At 55.8% G+C, this 18917-nt stretch carries 19 protein-coding genes; 14 read left to right on the top strand and 5 right to left on the bottom strand.

Features of this window, described 5'->3' with window-relative positions; genetic code table 11:
• Positions 1-15: 15 nt before the first annotated feature.
• Complete coding sequence (gene dnaN, locus ACEN2T_RS09640; RefSeq protein WP_122756192.1) at positions 16-1119, bottom strand: DNA polymerase III subunit beta; 1104 nt, start codon at positions 1117-1119, stop codon at positions 16-18.
• Positions 1120-1157: 38 nt separating this feature from the next.
• Entirely contained in the window at positions 1158-2678 is a 1521-nt protein-coding gene (dnaA, locus tag ACEN2T_RS09635) for a chromosomal replication initiator protein DnaA (RefSeq protein WP_032885151.1), read from the bottom strand.
• A gap of 586 nt (positions 2679-3264) precedes the next feature.
• On the opposite strand from dnaA, the gene rpmH reads away from it, so the two are divergent.
• From rpmH to mnmE, 5 genes are all read left to right on the top strand, one after another.
• Positions 3265-3399: a 50S ribosomal protein L34 gene (gene rpmH / locus ACEN2T_RS09630; protein ID WP_003213577.1), complete on the top strand. Its 135-nt coding sequence runs from the start codon at positions 3265-3267 to the stop codon at positions 3397-3399.
• 16 nt (positions 3400-3415) lie between these two features.
• Positions 3416-3820 (top strand): ribonuclease P protein component, encoded by a 405-nt coding sequence (gene rnpA, locus ACEN2T_RS09625; protein ID WP_026013533.1) that lies wholly within the window; start codon positions 3416-3418, stop codon positions 3818-3820.
• Positions 3813-4058 carry a membrane protein insertion efficiency factor YidD gene (yidD, locus tag ACEN2T_RS09620; RefSeq protein ID WP_010207715.1) on the top strand — a complete coding sequence of 82 codons (246 nt, stop codon included), beginning with the start codon at positions 3813-3815 and terminating at the stop codon, positions 4056-4058. The genes rnpA and yidD overlap by 8 nt, the downstream gene beginning before the upstream one ends.
• Before the next feature lie 2 nt (positions 4059-4060).
• A complete protein-coding gene (gene yidC, locus ACEN2T_RS09615) occupies positions 4061-5743 on the top strand; it encodes a membrane protein insertase YidC (protein WP_032885153.1) in 1683 nt (560 codons plus the stop codon).
• 79 nt (positions 5744-5822) lie between these two features.
• Positions 5823-7193: a tRNA uridine-5-carboxymethylaminomethyl(34) synthesis GTPase MnmE gene (gene mnmE / locus ACEN2T_RS09610; RefSeq protein WP_442116611.1), complete on the top strand. Its 1371-nt coding sequence runs from the start codon at positions 5823-5825 to the stop codon at positions 7191-7193.
• 19 nt (positions 7194-7212) lie between these two features.
• Here mnmE and ACEN2T_RS09605 read toward each other — a convergent pair whose 3' ends face one another.
• The 3 genes from ACEN2T_RS09605 to ACEN2T_RS09595 form a co-directional block, all read right to left on the bottom strand.
• Complete coding sequence (locus ACEN2T_RS09605) at positions 7213-9651, bottom strand: TonB-dependent siderophore receptor (protein ID WP_442116610.1); 2439 nt, start codon at positions 9649-9651, stop codon at positions 7213-7215.
• A gap of 88 nt (positions 9652-9739) precedes the next feature.
• Positions 9740-10684: a FecR domain-containing protein gene (locus ACEN2T_RS09600; protein WP_442116609.1), complete on the bottom strand. Its 945-nt coding sequence runs from the start codon at positions 10682-10684 to the stop codon at positions 9740-9742.
• Positions 10684-11190: a sigma-70 family RNA polymerase sigma factor gene (locus ACEN2T_RS09595; protein WP_099601805.1), complete on the bottom strand. Its 507-nt coding sequence runs from the start codon at positions 11188-11190 to the stop codon at positions 10684-10686. Before ACEN2T_RS09595 ends, ACEN2T_RS09600 begins: the two co-directional genes overlap by 1 nt.
• A gap of 565 nt (positions 11191-11755) precedes the next feature.
• On the opposite strand from ACEN2T_RS09595, the gene mnmG reads away from it, so the two are divergent.
• The 9 genes from mnmG (at position 11756) to ACEN2T_RS09550 (ending at position 18896) form a co-directional block, all read left to right on the top strand.
• Positions 11756-13648 (top strand): tRNA uridine-5-carboxymethylaminomethyl(34) synthesis enzyme MnmG, encoded by a 1893-nt coding sequence (gene mnmG / locus ACEN2T_RS09590; RefSeq protein WP_442116608.1) that lies wholly within the window; start codon positions 11756-11758, stop codon positions 13646-13648.
• Positions 13645-14289 carry a 16S rRNA (guanine(527)-N(7))-methyltransferase RsmG gene (gene rsmG, locus ACEN2T_RS09585; protein ID WP_032885159.1) on the top strand — a complete coding sequence of 215 codons (645 nt, stop codon included), beginning with the start codon at positions 13645-13647 and terminating at the stop codon, positions 14287-14289. The genes mnmG and rsmG overlap by 4 nt, the downstream gene beginning before the upstream one ends.
• An 18-nt stretch (positions 14290-14307) precedes the next feature.
• Positions 14308-15105 carry a ParA family protein gene (locus tag ACEN2T_RS09580; protein WP_032885161.1) on the top strand — a complete coding sequence of 266 codons (798 nt, stop codon included), beginning with the start codon at positions 14308-14310 and terminating at the stop codon, positions 15103-15105.
• 9 nt (positions 15106-15114) lie between these two features.
• Positions 15115-15987, top strand: a complete 873-nt coding sequence (locus ACEN2T_RS09575) for a ParB/RepB/Spo0J family partition protein (RefSeq protein ID WP_016970690.1) — start codon at positions 15115-15117, stop codon at positions 15985-15987.
• Between the two features lie 148 nt (positions 15988-16135).
• Positions 16136-16543: a F0F1 ATP synthase subunit I gene (locus tag ACEN2T_RS09570; protein ID WP_010565865.1), complete on the top strand. Its 408-nt coding sequence runs from the start codon at positions 16136-16138 to the stop codon at positions 16541-16543.
• A 16-nt stretch (positions 16544-16559) separates the two neighbouring features.
• Positions 16560-17429 (top strand): F0F1 ATP synthase subunit A, encoded by an 870-nt coding sequence (gene atpB / locus ACEN2T_RS09565; protein ID WP_017736231.1) that lies wholly within the window; start codon positions 16560-16562, stop codon positions 17427-17429.
• A gap of 133 nt (positions 17430-17562) precedes the next feature.
• The gene (atpE, locus tag ACEN2T_RS09560) at positions 17563-17820 is read left to right on the top strand and encodes a F0F1 ATP synthase subunit C (protein WP_002555987.1); all 258 of its coding nucleotides are present in this window, start codon (positions 17563-17565) and stop codon (positions 17818-17820) included.
• Positions 17821-17876: 56 nt separating this feature from the next.
• Positions 17877-18347: a F0F1 ATP synthase subunit B gene (locus tag ACEN2T_RS09555; protein WP_008439543.1), complete on the top strand. Its 471-nt coding sequence runs from the start codon at positions 17877-17879 to the stop codon at positions 18345-18347.
• A gap of 12 nt (positions 18348-18359) precedes the next feature.
• Complete coding sequence (locus tag ACEN2T_RS09550) at positions 18360-18896, top strand: F0F1 ATP synthase subunit delta (RefSeq protein WP_032885165.1); 537 nt, start codon at positions 18360-18362, stop codon at positions 18894-18896.
• The last annotated feature ends 21 nt before the right edge of the window (positions 18897-18917 follow it).

Raw genomic sequence — 18917 nt, 5'->3', positions numbered from 1 at the left:
TTCTGCTGAGCATGATTACAGGCGCATCGGCATAACAACATAAGCCGAGTCGTCGTTGTCGGATTCCTGCACCAGAGCGCTGCTGTTGGAGTCAGACAGGATCAGGCGAACCTGTTCGGTGGTCATCACACCCAACACGTCGAGCAAGTAGCTCACGTTGAAGCCGATTTCCAGGGAACCACCGTTGTATTCAACGCCGACTTCTTCTTCCGCTTCTTCCTGCTCCGGGTTATTGGCCTGAATTTTTAACTGACCGTTGGCCAATTGCAGACGAATACCACGGTACTTTTCGTTGGACAGAATCGCGGTACGGCTGAACGCTTCACGCAGGGCCTGACGGTCACCGATTACCAACTTGTCACCACCTTTAGGCAGCACACGCTCGTAATCCGGGAATTTGCCGTCGACCAGCTTGGACGTGAACGTGAATTCGCCGGTGGTCGCGCGGATATGGTGCTGACCCAGTACGATGCTGACATTGCCATCCGGCTCGGTGAGCAGGCGCGCCAGTTCGAGAATCCCCTTACGCGGAACGATCACCTGGTGACGATCAGGTTGGCCGATATCGGCGCGCATCGAGCACATTGCCAGACGGTGACCGTCGGTAGCCACGGCGCGGATGATGCCTTCCGACACTTCCAGCAGCATGCCGTTGAGGTAGTAACGCACGTCCTGCTGGGCCATGGCGAAGCTGGTGCGTTCGATAAGACGGCGCAGTTTACTTTGCTCAAGGCTGCAGGTCAGTGAGCCTGGGCCTTCCTCCACAGTCGGGAAATCATTGGCCGGCAAAGTGGACAGCGTGAAACGACTGCGACCTGCCTTGACCACCAACTTCTGCTCATCAACCTTAATGTCGATCAGCGCGTCGTTCGGCAGGCTCTTGCAGATGTCCATCAGCTTACGCGCTGGCACAGTAATCTCGCCAGGCTCTGCAGGCTCTTCCAGCTGCACGCGGCCAACCAATTCGACTTCCAGGTCGGTACCAGTCAGGGACAACTGCTGGCCTTCGACAACCAGCAATACGTTGGAGAGCACCGGCAAGGTCTGTCGGCGCTCGACGACGCCTGCGACCAGTTGCAGGGGTTTCAACAGGGCTTCGCGTTGAATGGTGAAATGCATGGTCTAGTCCCTTGCCTTAATAAGCTGCGCTGGTGTCATCAAGTGGTCAGTGTACGCAGCAGGTTCTTGTAGTCCTCGCGAATATCCGCGTCGGATTCCTTAAGTTCGTTGATCTTGCGGCATGCGTGCAAGACTGTGGTGTGGTCGCGACCACCAAACACATCGCCGATTTCCGGCAGGCTATGGTTGGTCAACTCCTTGGAGAGGGCCATGGCCACTTGTCGCGGACGAGCCACCGAGCGAGAACGGCGCTTGGACAGCAGGTCGGAAATCTTGATCTTGTAGTACTCGGCCACGGTGCGCTGGATGTTATCCACACTCACCAGTTTGTCCTGCAGTGCCAGCAAGTCTTTCAAGGATTCGCGAATCAGCTCGATGGTGATGTCGCGCCCCATGAAATGCGAGTGTGCGATGACTCGCTTGAGCGCGCCTTCGAGTTCACGCACGTTGGAACGAATGCGCTGTGCGATAAAGAAAGCAGCGTCGTGTGGCAGATCGACTTTTGCCTGATCGGCTTTTTTCATCAGGATCGCAACGCGGGTTTCCAGCTCCGGCGGCTCTACCGCAACGGTGAGGCCCCAGCCAAAGCGCGACTTCAAGCGTTCTTCCAGGCCTTCGATTTCCTTCGGATAACGGTCACTGGTCAAGATGACCTGTTGGCCGCCTTCGAGCAGGGCGTTGAAGGTATGGAAAAACTCTTCCTGTGAACGTTCCTTACGAGCAAAGAACTGAATGTCATCGATCAGCAAGGCGTCAACGGAACGGTAGAACCGCTTGAACTCGTTGATGGCATTGAGCTGCAAGGCCTTAACCATGTCCGCTACGAAGCGCTCCGAGTGCAGGTAAACGACCTTGGCATTCGGGTTCTTCTTTAATAGGTGGTTACCCACAGCGTGCATCAAGTGAGTTTTACCCAAGCCCACGCCACCATAAAGGAAGAGCGGGTTGTAACCATGCTTGGGGTTATCCGCCACTTGCCAGGCCGCGGCGCGAGCCAGCTGGTTAGATTTACCTTCGACGAAATTCTCGAAGGTAAAGGTGCGGTTCAAGTAGCTGGTGTGCTTGAGCGCGCCTTCGACCTGTACGGTGCGCTGTTCGGCGCGAATCGGTGCCTGCTGCGAGCTGGCACCAGCCATGGGGTCAAAGCTGTCGCGAGACGGCTCTTCATTAATAGGTGCGTTTTTCTGTGACGCCGATTTGGAAGGCGTCTGGGCAACGGGAGCAGGCGAGTTATTAACAGGTGCCGCTGCGGCCTGAGCTTGAGAAGCGCTCGCCGCCAATGGCGCATTCGGCGCAGCGCGAGGCGCCGAGCTGCGTTTGCTGCCTATTAATAAGGAGAGCACAGGCGCAAGGCCATTGCCGTGTTCGTCGAGCAATTCGAGAACGCGGCTCAGGTACTTCTCGTTGACCCAGTCGAGAACAAAACGATTAGGTGCGTAGACACGCAACTCGTCGCCTTCGGCTTCGACCTGTAGCGGACGGATCCAGGTGTTGAATTGCTGGGCAGGCAGCTCATCGCGCAAAAGCTCCACGCACTGCTGCCAAAGTTCCACTGACACGGATATCCCCTAAGTTGAAAGCCGGTGAGGCAAAAACAGCCGCCATTGTAGCGGCGAGCCGCCCACTTATCCACATGTAGGTTGCCCACAGGGCACCCAAAATCAATGTCTTATCCCGGAAAAAGCCGACCAGTGGTCTGTGCATAAGGTCTGTGGATAAGCGGCCCTGAGCTCGTTGTACAAGTGGGGGTGAAAGTCTGTGGGTAACTGGGCTGTGGATAACATGCCATTCCACACACAGCTTATCCGACAGCGCAGCACAGGCAGAGCACCGCTTCTCCCCCATGTTGTCATCCTCTGTACATCAAGTGGAATATGGCCTCAAGGCAGTTATCCACAGAGGATGGCCTGCCTAGCTTTTATAAGCTTTACAGAAAAGCTTTAAATAACTTCCTTCTTTATTTTTATATCTATGACATTGCTCATGGAAGCCAGGCGGATAAAAAAGGGGGTTTTACCCGATAGAGATCTAATTGAAGGAAAAGCTGGTTGGAAATTGACCTAGAGGCTTGCTTTCTCTAGAATCGCCGGTCTCTTAAAACGGGGGCCATTCCGGCCCGTTGTGGACGAACCAGGTAACAACGCCATGAAACGTACTTTCCAACCAAGCACCATCAAACGCGCCCGTACTCACGGCTTCCGTGCTCGCATGGCTACCAAGAACGGCCGTGCTGTCCTGTCGCGTCGCCGCGCCAAAGGTCGTGCGCGTCTGGCAGTTTGATAATCCGGTACTGGTGGTGAGTCAGGACTTCAGTCGGGAAAAGCGTCTGCTAACACCCCGGCACTTCAAGGCAGTCTTTGACTCCCCCACCGGCAAGGTTCCGGGGAAAAATCTCCTGCTCCTTGCGCGTAACAACGATCTTGATCACCCCCGTCTCGGGTTGGTGATTGGCAAGAAGAGCGTAAAGCTCTCCGTTGAGCGCAATCGCCTCAAGCGTCTGATGCGCGAATCGTTTCGCCTCCACCAGGACACTCTGGTTGGTTGGGATATTGTTATCGTCGCGCGCAAAGGCTTGGGGGATGTAGAAAACCCCGAATTGATTCAGCATTTCGGCAAGCTCTGGAAACGTCTGGCGCGTACCAACAAACCAGCACCAGCAGTCAGCACCGAAACTGTAGGGGTAGACAGTACCAATGCGTAAACTGGCACTCGTTCCGATCCAGTTTTATCGCTATGCCATTAGTCCTCTGATGGCCAGTCACTGTCGTTTCTACCCCAGTTGTTCCTGCTACGCGTTAGAAGCCATAGAAAATCATGGTCTTCTGCGCGGTGGCTGGCTGACCTTTCGTCGTTTAGGTCGCTGTCATCCGTGGAATCCCGGTGGTTATGACCCGGTTCCACCTATCCCTACCTCCCGTTCTTCTTCGATGGCCGAGTAATCATGGATATTAAACGCACGATCCTGATCGTCGCCCTGGCAATCGTGTCCTACGTCATGGTTCTTAAGTGGAACCAGGATTATGGCCAAGCTGCCCTGCCGACTCAGAATGTTGCTACCAATCAGGCTGCGCCGGCTATTCCGGACACCCCGCTGGGTACCAATGCGTCCGCGAGTGCAGATGTTCCCAGCGCGAATGGCGAGACAAGCGCCCCTTTAGAAACGCCAGTGGTCACCAATAAAGACCTCATCCTCGTGAAAACGGATGTGCTCGACTTGGCTATCGACCCACAAGGTGGTGATATCGCGCAGTTGAAACTGCCGCTGTATCCACGTCGCCAAGACCATCCGGATGTACCGTTCCAACTGTTCGATAACGGTGGTGAACGTACTTATCTGGCGCAAAGCGGTCTGACCGGCACTAATGGTCCGGATGCCCGCGCTACCGGTCGTCCGGTTTATTCGACCGAAAAGAAGGTTTATCAACTGGCGGATGGCCAAAACCAGTTGAACGTCGACCTGAAATTCAGCCTCGACGGCGTCAACTACATCAAGCGTTTCAGCTTCACTCGCGGTTTGTACGACCTGAAGGTCACTTACCTGATCGACAACACCAGCGAAAAACCTTGGAGCGGCAATCTGTTTGCCCAACTCAAGCGTGATGGCAGCTCCGATCCTTCTTCCAGCACCGCTACTGGTACCGCTACCTACTTGGGCGCAGCCCTGTGGACAAGTAACGAGCCGTACAAAAAAGTGTCGATGAAAGATATCGACAAAGGCGCGCTGAAAGAAACCGTCCAAGGCGGCTGGGTTGCCTGGTTGCAACACTACTTCGTGACCGCCTGGATCCCGAACAAGGGTGAAGCCAACCTGGTTCAAACCCGTAAAGACAGCCAAGGTAACTACATCATTGGCTTTACTGGCCCGGCGTTGACCGTCGCTCCAGGTGCCAAGGCTGAAACCAGCGCTACCCTGTACGCCGGCCCGAAAAGCCAGGCCGTGCTGAAAGAGTTGTCCCCAGGTCTGGAACTGACTGTGGATTACGGCATTCTGTGGTTCATTGCCCAGCCTATCTTCTGGCTGCTGCAACATATCCACAGCATTGTGGGTAACTGGGGCTTCTCGATCATATTCCTGACCATGCTGATTAAGGGGATCTTCTTCCCACTGTCGGCTGCCAGCTACAAGTCGATGGCTCGCATGCGTGCCGTGGCTCCGAAACTGGCCGCGTTGAAAGAGCAGCATGGTGATGATCGGCAGAAAATGTCGCAGGCCATGATGGAGCTGTACAAGAAAGAGAAGATCAACCCGTTGGGTGGATGCTTGCCTATTCTGGTGCAGATGCCGGTGTTCCTCTCGCTGTACTGGGTACTCCTGGAAAGCGTGGAAATGCGCCAGGCACCGTTCATGCTGTGGATAACTGATCTGTCGATCAAGGACCCATTCTTTATCCTGCCGATCATCATGGGCGCGACCATGTTCATCCAGCAGCGTCTGAACCCAACACCGCCGGATCCGATGCAGGCTAAAGTGATGAAAATGATGCCAATCATCTTCACCTTCTTCTTCCTGTGGTTCCCAGCTGGTCTGGTTCTGTACTGGGTGGTCAACAACGTGTTGTCGATCTCTCAACAGTGGTACATCACACGTAAAATCGAAGCGGCTACCAAAAAAGCCGAGGCGTAATTTACTCTGTGGATAACCACTCAAGACGCCCCCTAGTGGGGCGTTTTGCTTTCCGTCACTTTTGTTCTGGAACCTGCTGATGAGCGCTCCTCGTGAAACCATCGCTGCTGTCGCAACCGCTCAAGGTCGAGGCGGTGTGGGTATCGTTCGAATTTCCGGGCCCCTCGCCGGCATGGCAGCCAAGGCCATCAGCGGCCGGGAATTGAAACCGCGGTATGCCCATTACGGCCCGTTTCTGGATGCAGACCACAGCGTATTGGATGAGGGCCTGGCCCTCTATTTCCCTGGACCTAACTCTTTCACCGGTGAGGATGTCCTGGAACTGCAAGGCCACGGTGGTCCTGTAGTCCTGGATATGCTGCTGCAGCGTTGCCTGCAATTAGGCTGCCGTCTCGCCCGGCCGGGTGAGTTCAGTGAACGCGCGTTCTTGAATGACAAGCTCGATCTGACCCAGGCCGAAGCTATCGCGGACCTGATCGAAGCGAGTTCCGCACAGGCCGCACGCAATGCGTTGCGTTCGCTGCAGGGGGCATTTTCCCTGCGTGTGCATAACTTGACCGAGCAATTGATCAGCCTGCGCATCTACGTAGAGGCGGCGATTGATTTTCCTGAGGAAGAGATCGACTTCCTCGCCGATGGCCACGTATTGGCAATGTTGGATAAAGTCCGCGAGGAGTTATCCACAGTGCTGCGTGAAGCGGGGCAAGGCGCCTTGCTGCGCGATGGCATGACGGTGGTCATTGCCGGTCGCCCCAACGCGGGTAAGTCCAGCCTTCTAAATGCCTTGGCCGGACGTGAGGCTGCCATCGTCACCGAGATTGCCGGCACCACCCGGGACATCCTGCGCGAACATATCCACATCGACGGCATGCCGCTGCACGTGGTTGATACCGCAGGCTTGCGCGATACCGATGACCAGGTGGAAAAGATCGGCGTAGAGCGCGCCCTCAAAGCCATCAGTGAAGCAGACCGCGTATTACTGGTGGTTGATGCCACTGCGCCTGAGGCTGCGGATCCTTTTGCCCTTTGGCCGGAGTTTCTTGAACAACGACCTGACCCGGCTAACGTCACCTTGATCCGCAACAAGGCTGACCTGACAGGCGAAGCCATCGCGCTTGAAATGGGTGAGGATGGCCACGTCACGATCAGCCTGAGCGCCAAGTCGGCGGGTAATGGCCTGGAATTGCTGCGCGACCATCTCAAGGCCTGCATGGGTTACGAGCAGACCTCGGAAAGCAGTTTCAGTGCGCGTCGCAGGCACCTGGAGGCACTGCGTCATGCCAGTGCGGCCCTTGAGCACGGACGCGCGCAGCTGACCTTGGCGGGGGCAGGGGAGCTGCTGGCCGAGGATCTACGTCAGGCACAGCAGCTGCTGGGGGAAATCACCGGCGCCTTCAGCTCCGATGATTTGTTGGGACGGATCTTTTCCAGCTTCTGCATCGGTAAATAGCAACGTTATCCACAATGGTTTACCAGTTGTAGGACACCGTACCGAGCAAGGTACGGCTGTCACCCCAGTAACAACGCCCTGCATCGTTGCAACCGGATACATATTCCTTGTCGAACAGGTTCTTGGCATTCACATCAACCGACCAGTTTTTGTCGAACTGAAAGCCAACGGATGCATCCACCAAGGTGACGCTTCCCGCGTCCAATTTTCCGTACAGCGTGGGCGCGGTGTAGGAAAAGGTACTGTCGAAATAACGCACGCCCGCCCCCAGGGACAACCCCTTGAGCTGACTGTCGAGGAATCGGTATTTGCCCCATACAGACGCCTGATTCCGCGGCACCCCGGTCAGTTGGTGCCCTTCGACCAGAGAAGTAGCGGAGTCCTTAGTGATTCGAGCGTCAGTATAGGTGTAGGCCGCCGTTAAATTCAGGTTAGGCGTGACGTTGCTGTTGACCTCGACTTCAACGCCCTTGGACCGACTTTCGCCTACTTGGCGGTAGCTGTTAGTGGTGGCGTCGAGGTAGGTGTCATCTTCCTTGCGCAAGTCATACACCGACACAGTCATTGCCGTATCCCAGCCGATCGGTTCGTACTTCACGCCTACTTCGTATTGGCTGCTGGTAATCGGCTTCAAGGGTGAACCGGCGTTGGAAATCTGCTGTACCGGCACGAATGCAGTGGAATAGCTCACATACGGTGTCAGGCCGTTGTCGAACTGGTACATCACCCCGCCTTGATAGGTGAACTTGCGATCTTTAGAGCCGGTATCGCTGGCCTTGTTGACCTTGTCGCGGAAATCACTCTCGACCCAGTCCTGACGGCCACCCAACAGGAATAACCAGCGGTCATACTTGCTCTGCAGCTGTGCATAAACCCCTTTCATCTGCTGTTCGAGCAACGTGTTCTGTACTGCCAGAGGCGTGGTCGGGTCGCGCAAGTAAACAGGGTTATACACATCGATGGTGCCGGCGAACCCGGCATTCCAATCTTGATTGAAAGAAGTGCGGTCGTAGCTGGCGCCGAACAGCAGGGTATTTTCCAGCCCGCCGACCTGAAATTTGCCTTCCAGCTGGTTATCCAAGGAATAAACCATCGACTTGTTGTAGCGATCGTAAGCGTTCATGTTCAGCCGAGTCCCGAAACCGCCGTTGTTCAATTGGCCCGGCCAGGTTTCGTGACGGTTGATACGCGACTGCATGTAGCGCGAGTTCTGGCGGAACTGCCAGTCGTCATTGAAGCTATGAGCGAGCTCATACCCCGTGCTCCAGGCTTCACGTTCGAAGGTGTTCCAGTCTGGATTCCCGAGCATGGTGTGCTTGGACAACTTACCGTTGGGATTCGTCAGTAACGTGCCGGCAGCTGGTAGGCCGAGTTCCAGGTTGGTGTGATCCTTCTGGTAGCTGGCGAGCAGGGTGAGGGTGTTGTAGTCGTCGAAATTCAGGGTCAGGGAGGGAGCAACGTAGAGGCGATCATCCGGCACATGATCAGTCTGGGTATCAGACTTGCGCCCCAGCATCACCACGCGTCCAAGGATGTCGCCGCTGTCGTTGAGCGGACCGGAGATATCTACACCCACCTGACGGCGGTTATTCGAACCATAGCCCAGTTGTACCTCGCCTTGCGGCGTGGCGGTTGGATGTTTACTGACCAGGTTTACCAAGCCACCGGGGGCATTTTCACCGTAGAGCAGCGACGAAGGCCCACGGAATATTTCGACCCGCTCCAGGCCATAAGGCTCACTGGTGGTGTCGTACCGATTGCCCTGAACACGTAGTCCATCACGCAGCAGGCCGTAGCCATAGTCTGTGGCGTTGAAACCGCGAATGAAGAACAGGTCACCGGCCAGACTATCGCCGGCAGCGAAGGGCGGGGCGAAAATACCCGGCACGTAGCCCAGTACTTCGGTAAGGGACTGGGACTTCTGGTCCTTGATGCGCTGACCGGTGACGACCGATACCGACCGCGGTGTTTCCGACAGTGGCGTGCTGGTTTTGGTCCCAATCCGGCTGTTTTGAGCTTTGTAGCCCACATCCCCGGCGATCTCCTGATTGAAACCGTCCAGTTGAACCGTGCTTACAGTCGTAGGCGCAAGGGTCAGTTCTCCTGTGGGCGCCGCTTGCAATATGTAGCTACCAGGCGCCTGGGCCACAGCCTCTAACGCTGAGTTTTGCAACAGCAGCGCAAAGCCCTGCTCCACCGAATAGTCCCCCTCAAGCCCAGGGGTGTTCAAATGAGCGGTCTGCTGGGGCGAAAAGGACAGGATCACATTGGCCCTGGCCGCAAATTGGCTCAAGGCGCTGTCGAGCGGACCTGCGCCAATAGCGAAGTGCTGCACCACGCTGGCTGCAAGGGCGCCTGTTGATAACAACACGCAGGCAGCGGCGGTAGAGGTAAGCAGCAAACCGTAGGTCATGCCGTGGCAGGAGAGTCGCTGGCGAAGCTTAGGAGGAAGGCGCATAGGTGGATAAACCCTGAAGGTAGCGTCGTGATTACCTGTAGGGCCGCGTCAGGTAAAAAAAAGATAACCCTGTAGATTATTTTTTTGCTCAGCCGATTCGCTTCACCGAAACCCAGTAACGGGTGAAGTAATTGACCTGGATCGGCAGCGTCGCTTGCAGGTTGGCCAGCACCGCATCGGTGGAATCCAATCGGAATGTGCCGGAAACCCGCAGGCGCGCCGAAGCTGGATCGCATTGCAGGACCCCAGGTCGATAACGACCGAGCTCGTCGATCACATCGCCGAGCCGGGCATCGAGCACGATCAATTGTCCGTCGACCCAGGCAGCTTCAGCCCCGCTGTAAGGTTGGCTTACCCCTACGCTTTGCCGATTGAATTGCGCACTCTCGTCTGCAACGAGCAGCCGGCTGAGGTCTGGTCGATCAGTGGGTGAAATGCTGACGCGGTCTTCCAGCACTCCGACCCGTGTGAAATCCGCCAGTTGGCGCACAGTAAAGTGTGTCCCTAAAGCCTGGATGCGACCCTGCTGAGTCTCAACATAGAAGGGCATCTGCGCGCCCGACTTGCCAGTGTGGATAAGAACTTCGCCTTCGCGCAGGCGTATCAAGCGCTGGCGTCCGTCGAACAGCACATCAATGGCGGTTTGGGTATTCAGGTCAATCCGGGTGCCGTCGGCCAGTTCGATGCGCCGGCGCTTGCCCAAAGGTGTACGGAAATCGGCCCAAACATTGCCCAGGGACGTATGTTGCTGAACATTCCACCCCAAGTAACCGGTGCTGCCGAGTACCAGCATCCACTTGAGCACCTGGCGACGTTGCTGTGTGGCCGACAAAGCGCGGCGAGTGAAATCCTGGGGCAAGGCACCCAGGCTGCGTTGCAATTGCTCCAGCTGATTCCACGCCGCCTGATGGGACGGATCGATGTTGAGCCATTGCTGCCAGGCATGGCGTTCGGCCGCTGTGGGCGTCTGGGATTGAAACTGCACGTACCAGCCGGCGGCCGCCTCGAAGGTCTTGCGATCAGGCGCTGCCATTACAAGGTGGCCATGATCATTGAACATTCGGTCAACGCGCGAACCATGTGCTTCTTCACGGTCGTCAGTGACACCTGCAGTTGATCGGCGATCTGTTGATAAGTCAGGCCGTCAATCTGCGACAGCATGAAGATCCGCCGCGAGCGTTCGCCCAAGCTGGCGAGAGCTTTATCCACAGCCACCAGGGTTTCGATGATGATCGCCTTATCTTCTTCACTGATGGCAGTGGCATCAGGACGCTCGGCCAGGCTTTGCTTATAAGCCTGTTCAATGGCGTGACGCCTGTAGCGGTCAATTACCAGACCCCTGGCGATGGTCGCCAGATAATCACGTGGCTCAAGGATCTGCGCCGCATGGCGCCCACCAAGAATGCGCACGAACGTATCGTGTGCGACATCGGCCGCATCGCAGGCGTTATGCAACTTACCTCTGAGCCACCCGTGCAACCAAGAATGGTGCTGTTCGTAAATATGCTGGACGGCAACCGTGTGTGAAGGAGTAGACATAGGGTGCGAGAGGGCAGGTTAATGATAATCGCTATTATTAACTGCACTGCAGATTTCTCACAATAGATCTCTTTTTACGCTGTTCACTTCCGAGTCGAAGGATTTCGGTGGCTTCACCGAGACCTCGGTATAGCGTGTTTGCTCGATTTCTGTGGATTAAGCCCTGTGAATAACCGCCCCTGTGCCCAGTTGATAACAGGGCTTGAAACCTGAGCAAAAACCCCTCTGTGGATAAATGCCTGTTTAATCCACAGGCTTAGCGTACTTATCCAAGGGCCTCATTGGCACATGACCACAGACTTTTGAATCTCTGTACATACCGTAAATAAAGGCCTGTAGAGATCTATCCACAGAAATGATGCTCAGTAGAAATAAACATAAAAACAAAGATTTAATAAATTTCTCTCTTTTAATTTCTATTGTCTGTGATTCATCCACAGCTGGTTAAATTTTGTGCAAAGGGTTCTTTAGGAAGGGCTAAGTCCCTATACTTGCCGCCAAAGCTCTAAAACCAGTTCAATCAATCAATTCCTAATTACCTACTTAAGCAGGCACGAGGTGCGTGGTGGATTTCCCTTCCCGTTTTGAAGTGATCGTCATCGGCGGCGGTCATGCCGGTACCGAGGCAGCACTGGCGTCAGCACGCATGGGCGTAAAAACCCTGTTGCTCACGCACAACGTGGAAACCCTCGGTGCAATGAGTTGCAACCCCGCCATTGGTGGTATCGGCAAAAGCCATCTGGTCAAGGAAATCGACGCCCTTGGCGGCGTAATGGCCATGGCAACCGATAAGGGTGGTATTCAATTTCGCGTTCTCAACAGCCGCAAAGGCCCGGCAGTGCGCGCCACTCGGGCACAAGCTGACCGCATTCTGTACAAGGCTGCTGTACGTGAAACCCTGGAAAACCAGCCGAACCTGTGGATATTTCAACAAGCAGCGGATGACCTAATCGTCGAACAAGACGTGGTGAAGGGCGTTGTCACCCAAATGGGTCTGCGCTTCTTCGCAGAATCTGTGGTTTTGACCACGGGAACCTTCCTTGGCGGACTTATCCACATCGGAATGCAGAATTATTCCGGTGGCCGTGCCGGTGATCCTCCGTCGATTGCCTTGGCAAAACGCCTGCGTGAATTGCCGCTGCGTGTCGGTCGCCTGAAAACCGGAACCCCGCCGCGTATCGACGGGCGTTCTGTGGATTTCTCGTTGATGACTGAGCAAGCCGGCGATACGCCGATCCCGGTGATGTCGTTCATGGGTTCCAAGGAGCAACACCCCAAACAGGTGAGTTGCTGGATTACCCATACCAATGCCCGAACTCACGAGATCATTGCCGCGAACCTCGACCGTTCGCCGATGTATTCCGGTGTGATTGAGGGGATTGGCCCGCGCTATTGCCCATCGATCGAAGACAAGATCCACCGCTTTGCCGACAAGGAGAGCCATCAGGTCTTCATCGAACCCGAAGGCCTGACTACTCACGAGCTGTACCCGAACGGGATATCTACTTCCCTGCCGTTCGACGTGCAAATCCAGATCGTGCAATCGATTCGCGGCATGGAAAACGCACATATCGTGCGACCTGGCTATGCCATCGAGTATGACTACTTCGATCCTCGTGATCTGAAGTACAGCCTGGAGACCAAAGTGATCGGCGGGCTGTTCTTCGCCGGCCAAATCAATGGCACAACCGGTTACGAAGAAGCCGGCGCCCAAGGTTTGCTGGCTGGGACCAACGCCGCATTGCGTGCACAAGGCAAAGACAGTTGGTGCCCGCGTCGCGATGAAGCGTACATCGGTGTGTTGGTGGACGACCTGATTACCCTGGGTACCCAGGAACCGTACCGGATGTTCACTTCTCGGGCGGAATACCGTCTGATCCTGCGCGAAGACAACGCCGACCTGCGGCTGACCGAAAAAGGCCGCGAACTGGGGCTGGTCGATGACGTGCGCTGGGAAGCCTTCTGCAAAAAACGTGAAAGCATTGCGTTGGAAGAGCAGCGCCTGAAAAGCACTTGGGTTCGCCCCGGTACCGAACAAGGTGATGCAATTGCCGAGAAATTCGGCACGCCGCTGACCCACGAGTACAACTTGCTGAACCTGCTGTCACGTCCGGAAATCGACTACGCTGGCTTGGTCGAAGTGACGGGCGGCGGCGCAGAAGATCCACAGGTTGCCGAGCAGGTCGAAATCAAGACGAAGTACGCCGGTTACATTGACCGCCAGCAGGACGAGATTGCTCGTCTGCGCGCCAGTGAAGACACCAAGCTGCCTGTGGATATCGACTACACCGGGATTTCCGGGCTTTCGAAAGAAATTCAGAGCAAGCTGGGGATAACTCGACCAGAAACCCTGGGCCAGGCTTCACGTATTCCCGGCGTCACCCCGGCAGCCATTTCGCTGTTGATGATTCATTTGAAAAAACGCGGCGCGGGCCGTCAGTTGGAGCAAAGCGCTTGAGTTCGTTGGTCACCCTGCAACACGCCGAAGAGTTATCCACAGGTGCACGCCAATTGGGCGTCGATCTGACGTCCGCCCAGCATGAGTTGCTGTTGGGCTACCTAGCACTGTTGATCAAATGGAACAAGGCTTACAACCTCACGGCAGTGCGCAATCCCGATGAGATGGTGTCCCGGCATTTGCTCGACAGCTTGAGCGTGATGCCATTTATTCAAAACGGTCGCTGGTTGGATGTGGGCAGTGGTGGCGGCATGCCAGGTATCCCCTTGGCCATCCTGTTTCCCGAGTCCCAAGTGACTTGCCTGGACAGCAATGGCAAGAAAACCCGCTTCCTGACTCAGGTCAAACTCGAACTCAAGCTGGATAACCTTCACGTTATCCACAGCCGTGTCGAAGAATTCACGCCTGAACTGCCTTTCAACGGAATTGTTTCCCGGGCGTTCAGCAGCATGGAGAACTTCAGCAACTGGACACGCCACCTGGGTGACCGCGATACCCGCTGGCTGGCAATGAAGGGCGTCCATCCGAGTGATGAGCTGTTAGCATTGCCGGCAGACTTCCACCTCGATAGCGAACACGCCTTGGCCGTACCCGGTTGCCAAGGCCAACGCCATCTGCTGATACTGCGCCGCACGGCATGATTGGGAACACAAGCAAGAATGGCTAAGGTATTCGCGATAGCGAACCAGAAAGGTGGCGTGGGCAAAACCACCACCTGCATCAACCTCGCAGCATCCTTGGTCGCTACCAAGCGACGGGTGCTGTTGATCGATCTCGATCCACAGGGCAACGCCACCATGGGTAGCGGTGTGGATAAACATGGCCTGGAAAACTCGGTCTACGACTTGCTGATCGGCGAGTGTGACCTGGCCCAGGCCATGCACTATTCCGAGCATGGCGGTTATCAATTGCTGCCGGCCAACCGCGATCTGACTGCGGCGGAAGTGGTGTTGCTGGAAATGCAGATGAAAGAAAGCCGTCTGCGCAGCGCCTTGGCGCCGATCCGCGAGAACTATGATTACATTTTGATCGATTGCCCACCGTCGCTGTCGATGCTGACGCTCAATGCGTTGGTGGCTGCCGATGGGGTGATTATCCCCATGCAGTGTGAGTACTACGCACTGGAAGGTTTGAGCGACCTCGTGGATAACATCAAGCGTATCGCCGAATTGCTCAACCCAAACCTGCAGATCGAAGGCCTACTGCGGACCATGTTCGATCCGCGCCTGAGCCTGATGAACGATGTGTCGGCACAGCTCAAGGAACACTTCGGCGAGCAGCTTTACGACACCGTTATTCCGCGCAATATCCGTTTGGCCGAAGCGCCAAGCTATGGCATGCCTGCGTTGGCTTATGACAAATCGTCCCGTGGCGCCATCGCCTACCTGGCTCTGGCTGGCGAGATGGTTCGCCGCCAACGCCGCAACTCCCGCACCGCTGCAGCCCAGCCAACTTAAGGAATCCCCATGGCCGTCAAGAAACGAGGTCTCGGACGTGGACTGGATGCACTGTTGAGTGGTCCGACCGTCACATCGCTTGAAGAACAAGCGGTGCAGGCCGACGAGCGCGAGCTGCAGCACCTGCCTCTGGACTTGATCCAGCGCGGCAAATACCAGCCACGCCGTGACATGGATCCCCAGGCGTTGGAGGAACTGGCCAATTCGATCAAAGCTCAAGGCGTGATGCAGCCGATCGTGGTGCGCCCGATTGGTGGCGGTCGTTTTGAAATCATCGCCGGTGAACGCCGCTGGCGCGCCAGTCAGCAGGCCGGCAAAGAGACCATTCCCGCGATGGTGCGCGATGTGCCTGATGAAACGGCGATCGCCATGGCGTTGATCGAGAATATTCAGCGCGAAGACCTCAATCCGATCGAAGAAGCGATCGCCTTGCAGCGCCTGCAGCAAGAATTCCAGCTGACGCAGCAACAAGTGGCCGAAGCGGTGGGTAAGTCCCGCGTCACCGTGTCCAACTTGCTGCGCCTGATCGCTTTGCCGGAAGTCATCAAGACCATGTTGTCCCATGGCGATCTGGAAATGGGCCACGCCCGAGCTTTGCTCGGTTTGCCGGAAAATCAACAGGTTGAAGGGGCGCGACACGTTGTCGCACGAGGGCTTACCGTTCGTCAGACTGAGGCCTTGGTTCGCCAGTGGCTCAGCGGCAAACCTGCACCGGTCGAAACGGCCAAACCCGATCCGGATATCGCGCGTCTCGAGCAGCGCCTGGCCGAGCGCCTGGGCTCTGCGGTACAAATTCGCCACGGCAAGAAAGGCAAAGGGCAATTGGTCATCGGATATAACTCCCTTGATGAGCTTCAGGGTGTCCTTGCCCACATCCGCTGAAACATTTGCTTATGTAGCGTGTGATCGGAAATCACTACCCGGCAGTTGAATAGGGGCAGAACCGCCCCTATACTCTGCGCGCATTTTGTCGGCACAAATTATGCCAAGTTATTGATTTCCGGCAGCCGACTATTGAGGAGCAAGAGTGATGGAAACCCGCACGCCAAACACGTTGCCCTTCCATCGCTTGGCTGTTTTTCCGGTTTTATTGGCTCAATTTGTCATTTTGCTAATCGCCGCATTGGCGCTTTGGTACTGGCATGGAGTCGTAGCCGGATATTCGGGACTTTGCGGAGGCCTGATAGCCTTGCTGCCCAATATGTATTTTGCTCACAGGGCCTTTCGGTTTTCCGGCGCCCGAGCAGCCCAGGCTATCGTCCGGTCTTTTTATGCCGGCGAGGCGGGGAAACTGATTTTGACGGCAGTGCTGTTTGCACTGACCTTTGCAGGTGTGAAGCCATTGGCGCCGCTGGCTGTATTCGGCGTCTTCGTGTTGACCCAACTGGTCAGCTGGTTCGCTCCCCTGCTAATGAAAACAAGACTTTCGAAACCTTAGGGCGTTTGAGGCAACCATGGCAGAAACAACCGCTTCGGGCTATATCCAGCACCACTTGCAGAACTTGACCTTCGGTCAGCTTCCCAACGGCGGCTGGGGCTTTGCCCACTCCGCAGCAGAAGCCAAAGAAATGGGCTTCTGGGCTTTCCACCTGGATACTCTGGGCTGGTCGGTCGCTTTGGGTCTGATCTTCGTCCTAATTTTCCGCATGGCGGCGAAGAAGGCGACTTCCGGTCAGCCAGGTGCTTTGCAGAACTTCGTTGAAGTATTGGTCGAATTCGTCGATGGCAGCGTGAAAGACAGCTTCCATGGCCGTAGCCCGGTGATTGCACCGTTGGCACTGACCATCTTCGTCTGGGTGTTCCTGATGAACGCCGTCGACTTGATCCCGGTTGACTGGATTCCTCAGTTGGCCATGGCGATTTCCGGCGACCCGCACATTCCATTCCGTGCCGTATCGACTACTGACCCGAACGCTACCCTGGGCATGGCCCTGTCGGTATTCGCGCTGATCATTTTCTACAGCATCAAGATCAAGGGCATCGGCGGCTTCATCGGCGAATTGACCCTGCACCCGTTCGGCAGCAAGAACATCTTTGTTCAAGCCCTGCTGATCCCGGTGAACTTCCTGCTGGAATTCGTGACCCTGATCGCCAAGCCGATCTCCCTGGCCCTGCGACTGTTCGGCAACATGTATGCCGGCGAGCTGGTGTTCATTCTGATCGCTGTGATGTTCGGCAGCGGCCTGCTCTGGCTTAGCGGCCTGGGCATTGTTCTGCAGTGGGCGTGGGCTGTGTTCCACATCCTGATCATCACCCTGCAGGCCTTCATCTTCATGATGCTGACCATCGTCTACCTGTCGATGGCGCACGAAGAGAACCATTAAGACCAGTCTCGACTAGTCTGATGTCCTTCCCGGTGAAACGGGAAGGTGGCCCACCAGGGCTATGAAACGATTTGTTTTACCGCTTTAAAATCTAAAAAACCTAAACCATACGACGTAAAAGTCGGGAGGAAAGATGGAAACTGTAGTTGGTCTAACCGCTATCGCTGTTGCACTGTTGATCGGCCTGGGCGCCCTGGGTACTGCCATTGGTTTCGGCCTGCTGGGCGGCAAATTCCTGGAAGGCGCAGCGCGTCAGCCAGAAATGGTTCCAATGCTGCAAGTTAAAATGTTCATCGTCGCCGGCCTGCTCGACGCCGTGACCATGATCGGTGTTGGTATCGCTCTGTTCTTCACCTTCGCGAACCCTTTCGTTGGTCAACTCGCCGGTTAATCACTCGTCTTTTCGAGTGATTGGTGTGTTGTGCAACGAATGAGCGAGGTATTGGCGTGAACATTAATGCAACCATTATTGGTCAGTCCTTAGCGTTCTTGATTTTTGTCGTTTTCTGCATGAAGTTCGTATGGCCTCCGGTCATCGCAGCTCTGCACGAACGTCAGAAGAAGATCGCGGATGGACTGGACGCTGCAGCACGAGCAGCTCGCGACCTGGAGTTGGCCCAAGATAAAGCGGGTCAACAACTGCGCGAAGCGAAAGCTCAAGCAGCCGAAATCATTGAGCAAGCCAAGAAACGCGGTAACCAGATCGTTGAAGAGGCTGTTGAAAAAGCCCGTATCGACGCTGACCGTGTGAAGGTTCAGGCTCAGGCCGAGATCGAGCAGGAACTGAACGGTGTCAAAGACGCGTTGCGTGCCCAACTGGGTGCTCTGGCCGTCGGCGGTGCTGAGAAGATCCTGGGTGCCACAATCGATCAAAACGCGCACGCGGAGCTGGTTAACAAACTGGCTGCTGAAATTTAAGCGAGGGCGATCATGGCAGAATTGACCACGTTGGCCCGACCTTACGCTAAGGCAGCCTTCGAGCACGCCCAGGCCCACCAGCAGCTGGCCTCTTGGTCAGCCATGCTCGGCCTGGCTGCAGCAGTGTCGCAAGACGACACCATGCAGCGCGTGCTCAAGGCCCCGCGACTGACGAGCGCAGACAAGGCCGCCACTTTTATTGAAGTGTGCGGCGACAAGTTTGATGTGAAAGTGCAGAACTTCTTGCACGTCGTTGCCGAAAACGACCGTCTCCTGCTTCTGCCGGAGATTGCCGCTCTGTTCGACCTGTACAAGGCCGAGCAAGAGAAATCGGTAGACGTTGAAGTCACCAGTGCTTTTGCATTGAACCAAGAACAGCAAGACAAACTCGCCAAGGTTCTCAGTGCACGACTCGACCGGGAAGTGCGCCTGCAAGTTGCGGAGGATGCCACCCTTATTGGTGGTGTCATCATTCGCGCCGGCGACCTGGTTATCGATGGCTCGATTCGCGGCAAACTCGCGAATCTTGCCGAAGCATTGAAATCTTGAGTTTGAAGGGGCAGCAGAGCA

The organism is Pseudomonas sp. W22_MBD1_FP4 (genome assembly GCF_052113765.1).
GTDB lineage: Bacteria > Pseudomonadota > Gammaproteobacteria > Pseudomonadales > Pseudomonadaceae > Aquipseudomonas > Aquipseudomonas sivasensis.
Note: the sequence above shows the minus strand (reverse complement) of the source record. Positions and strands in the feature narration are given on the sequence as shown.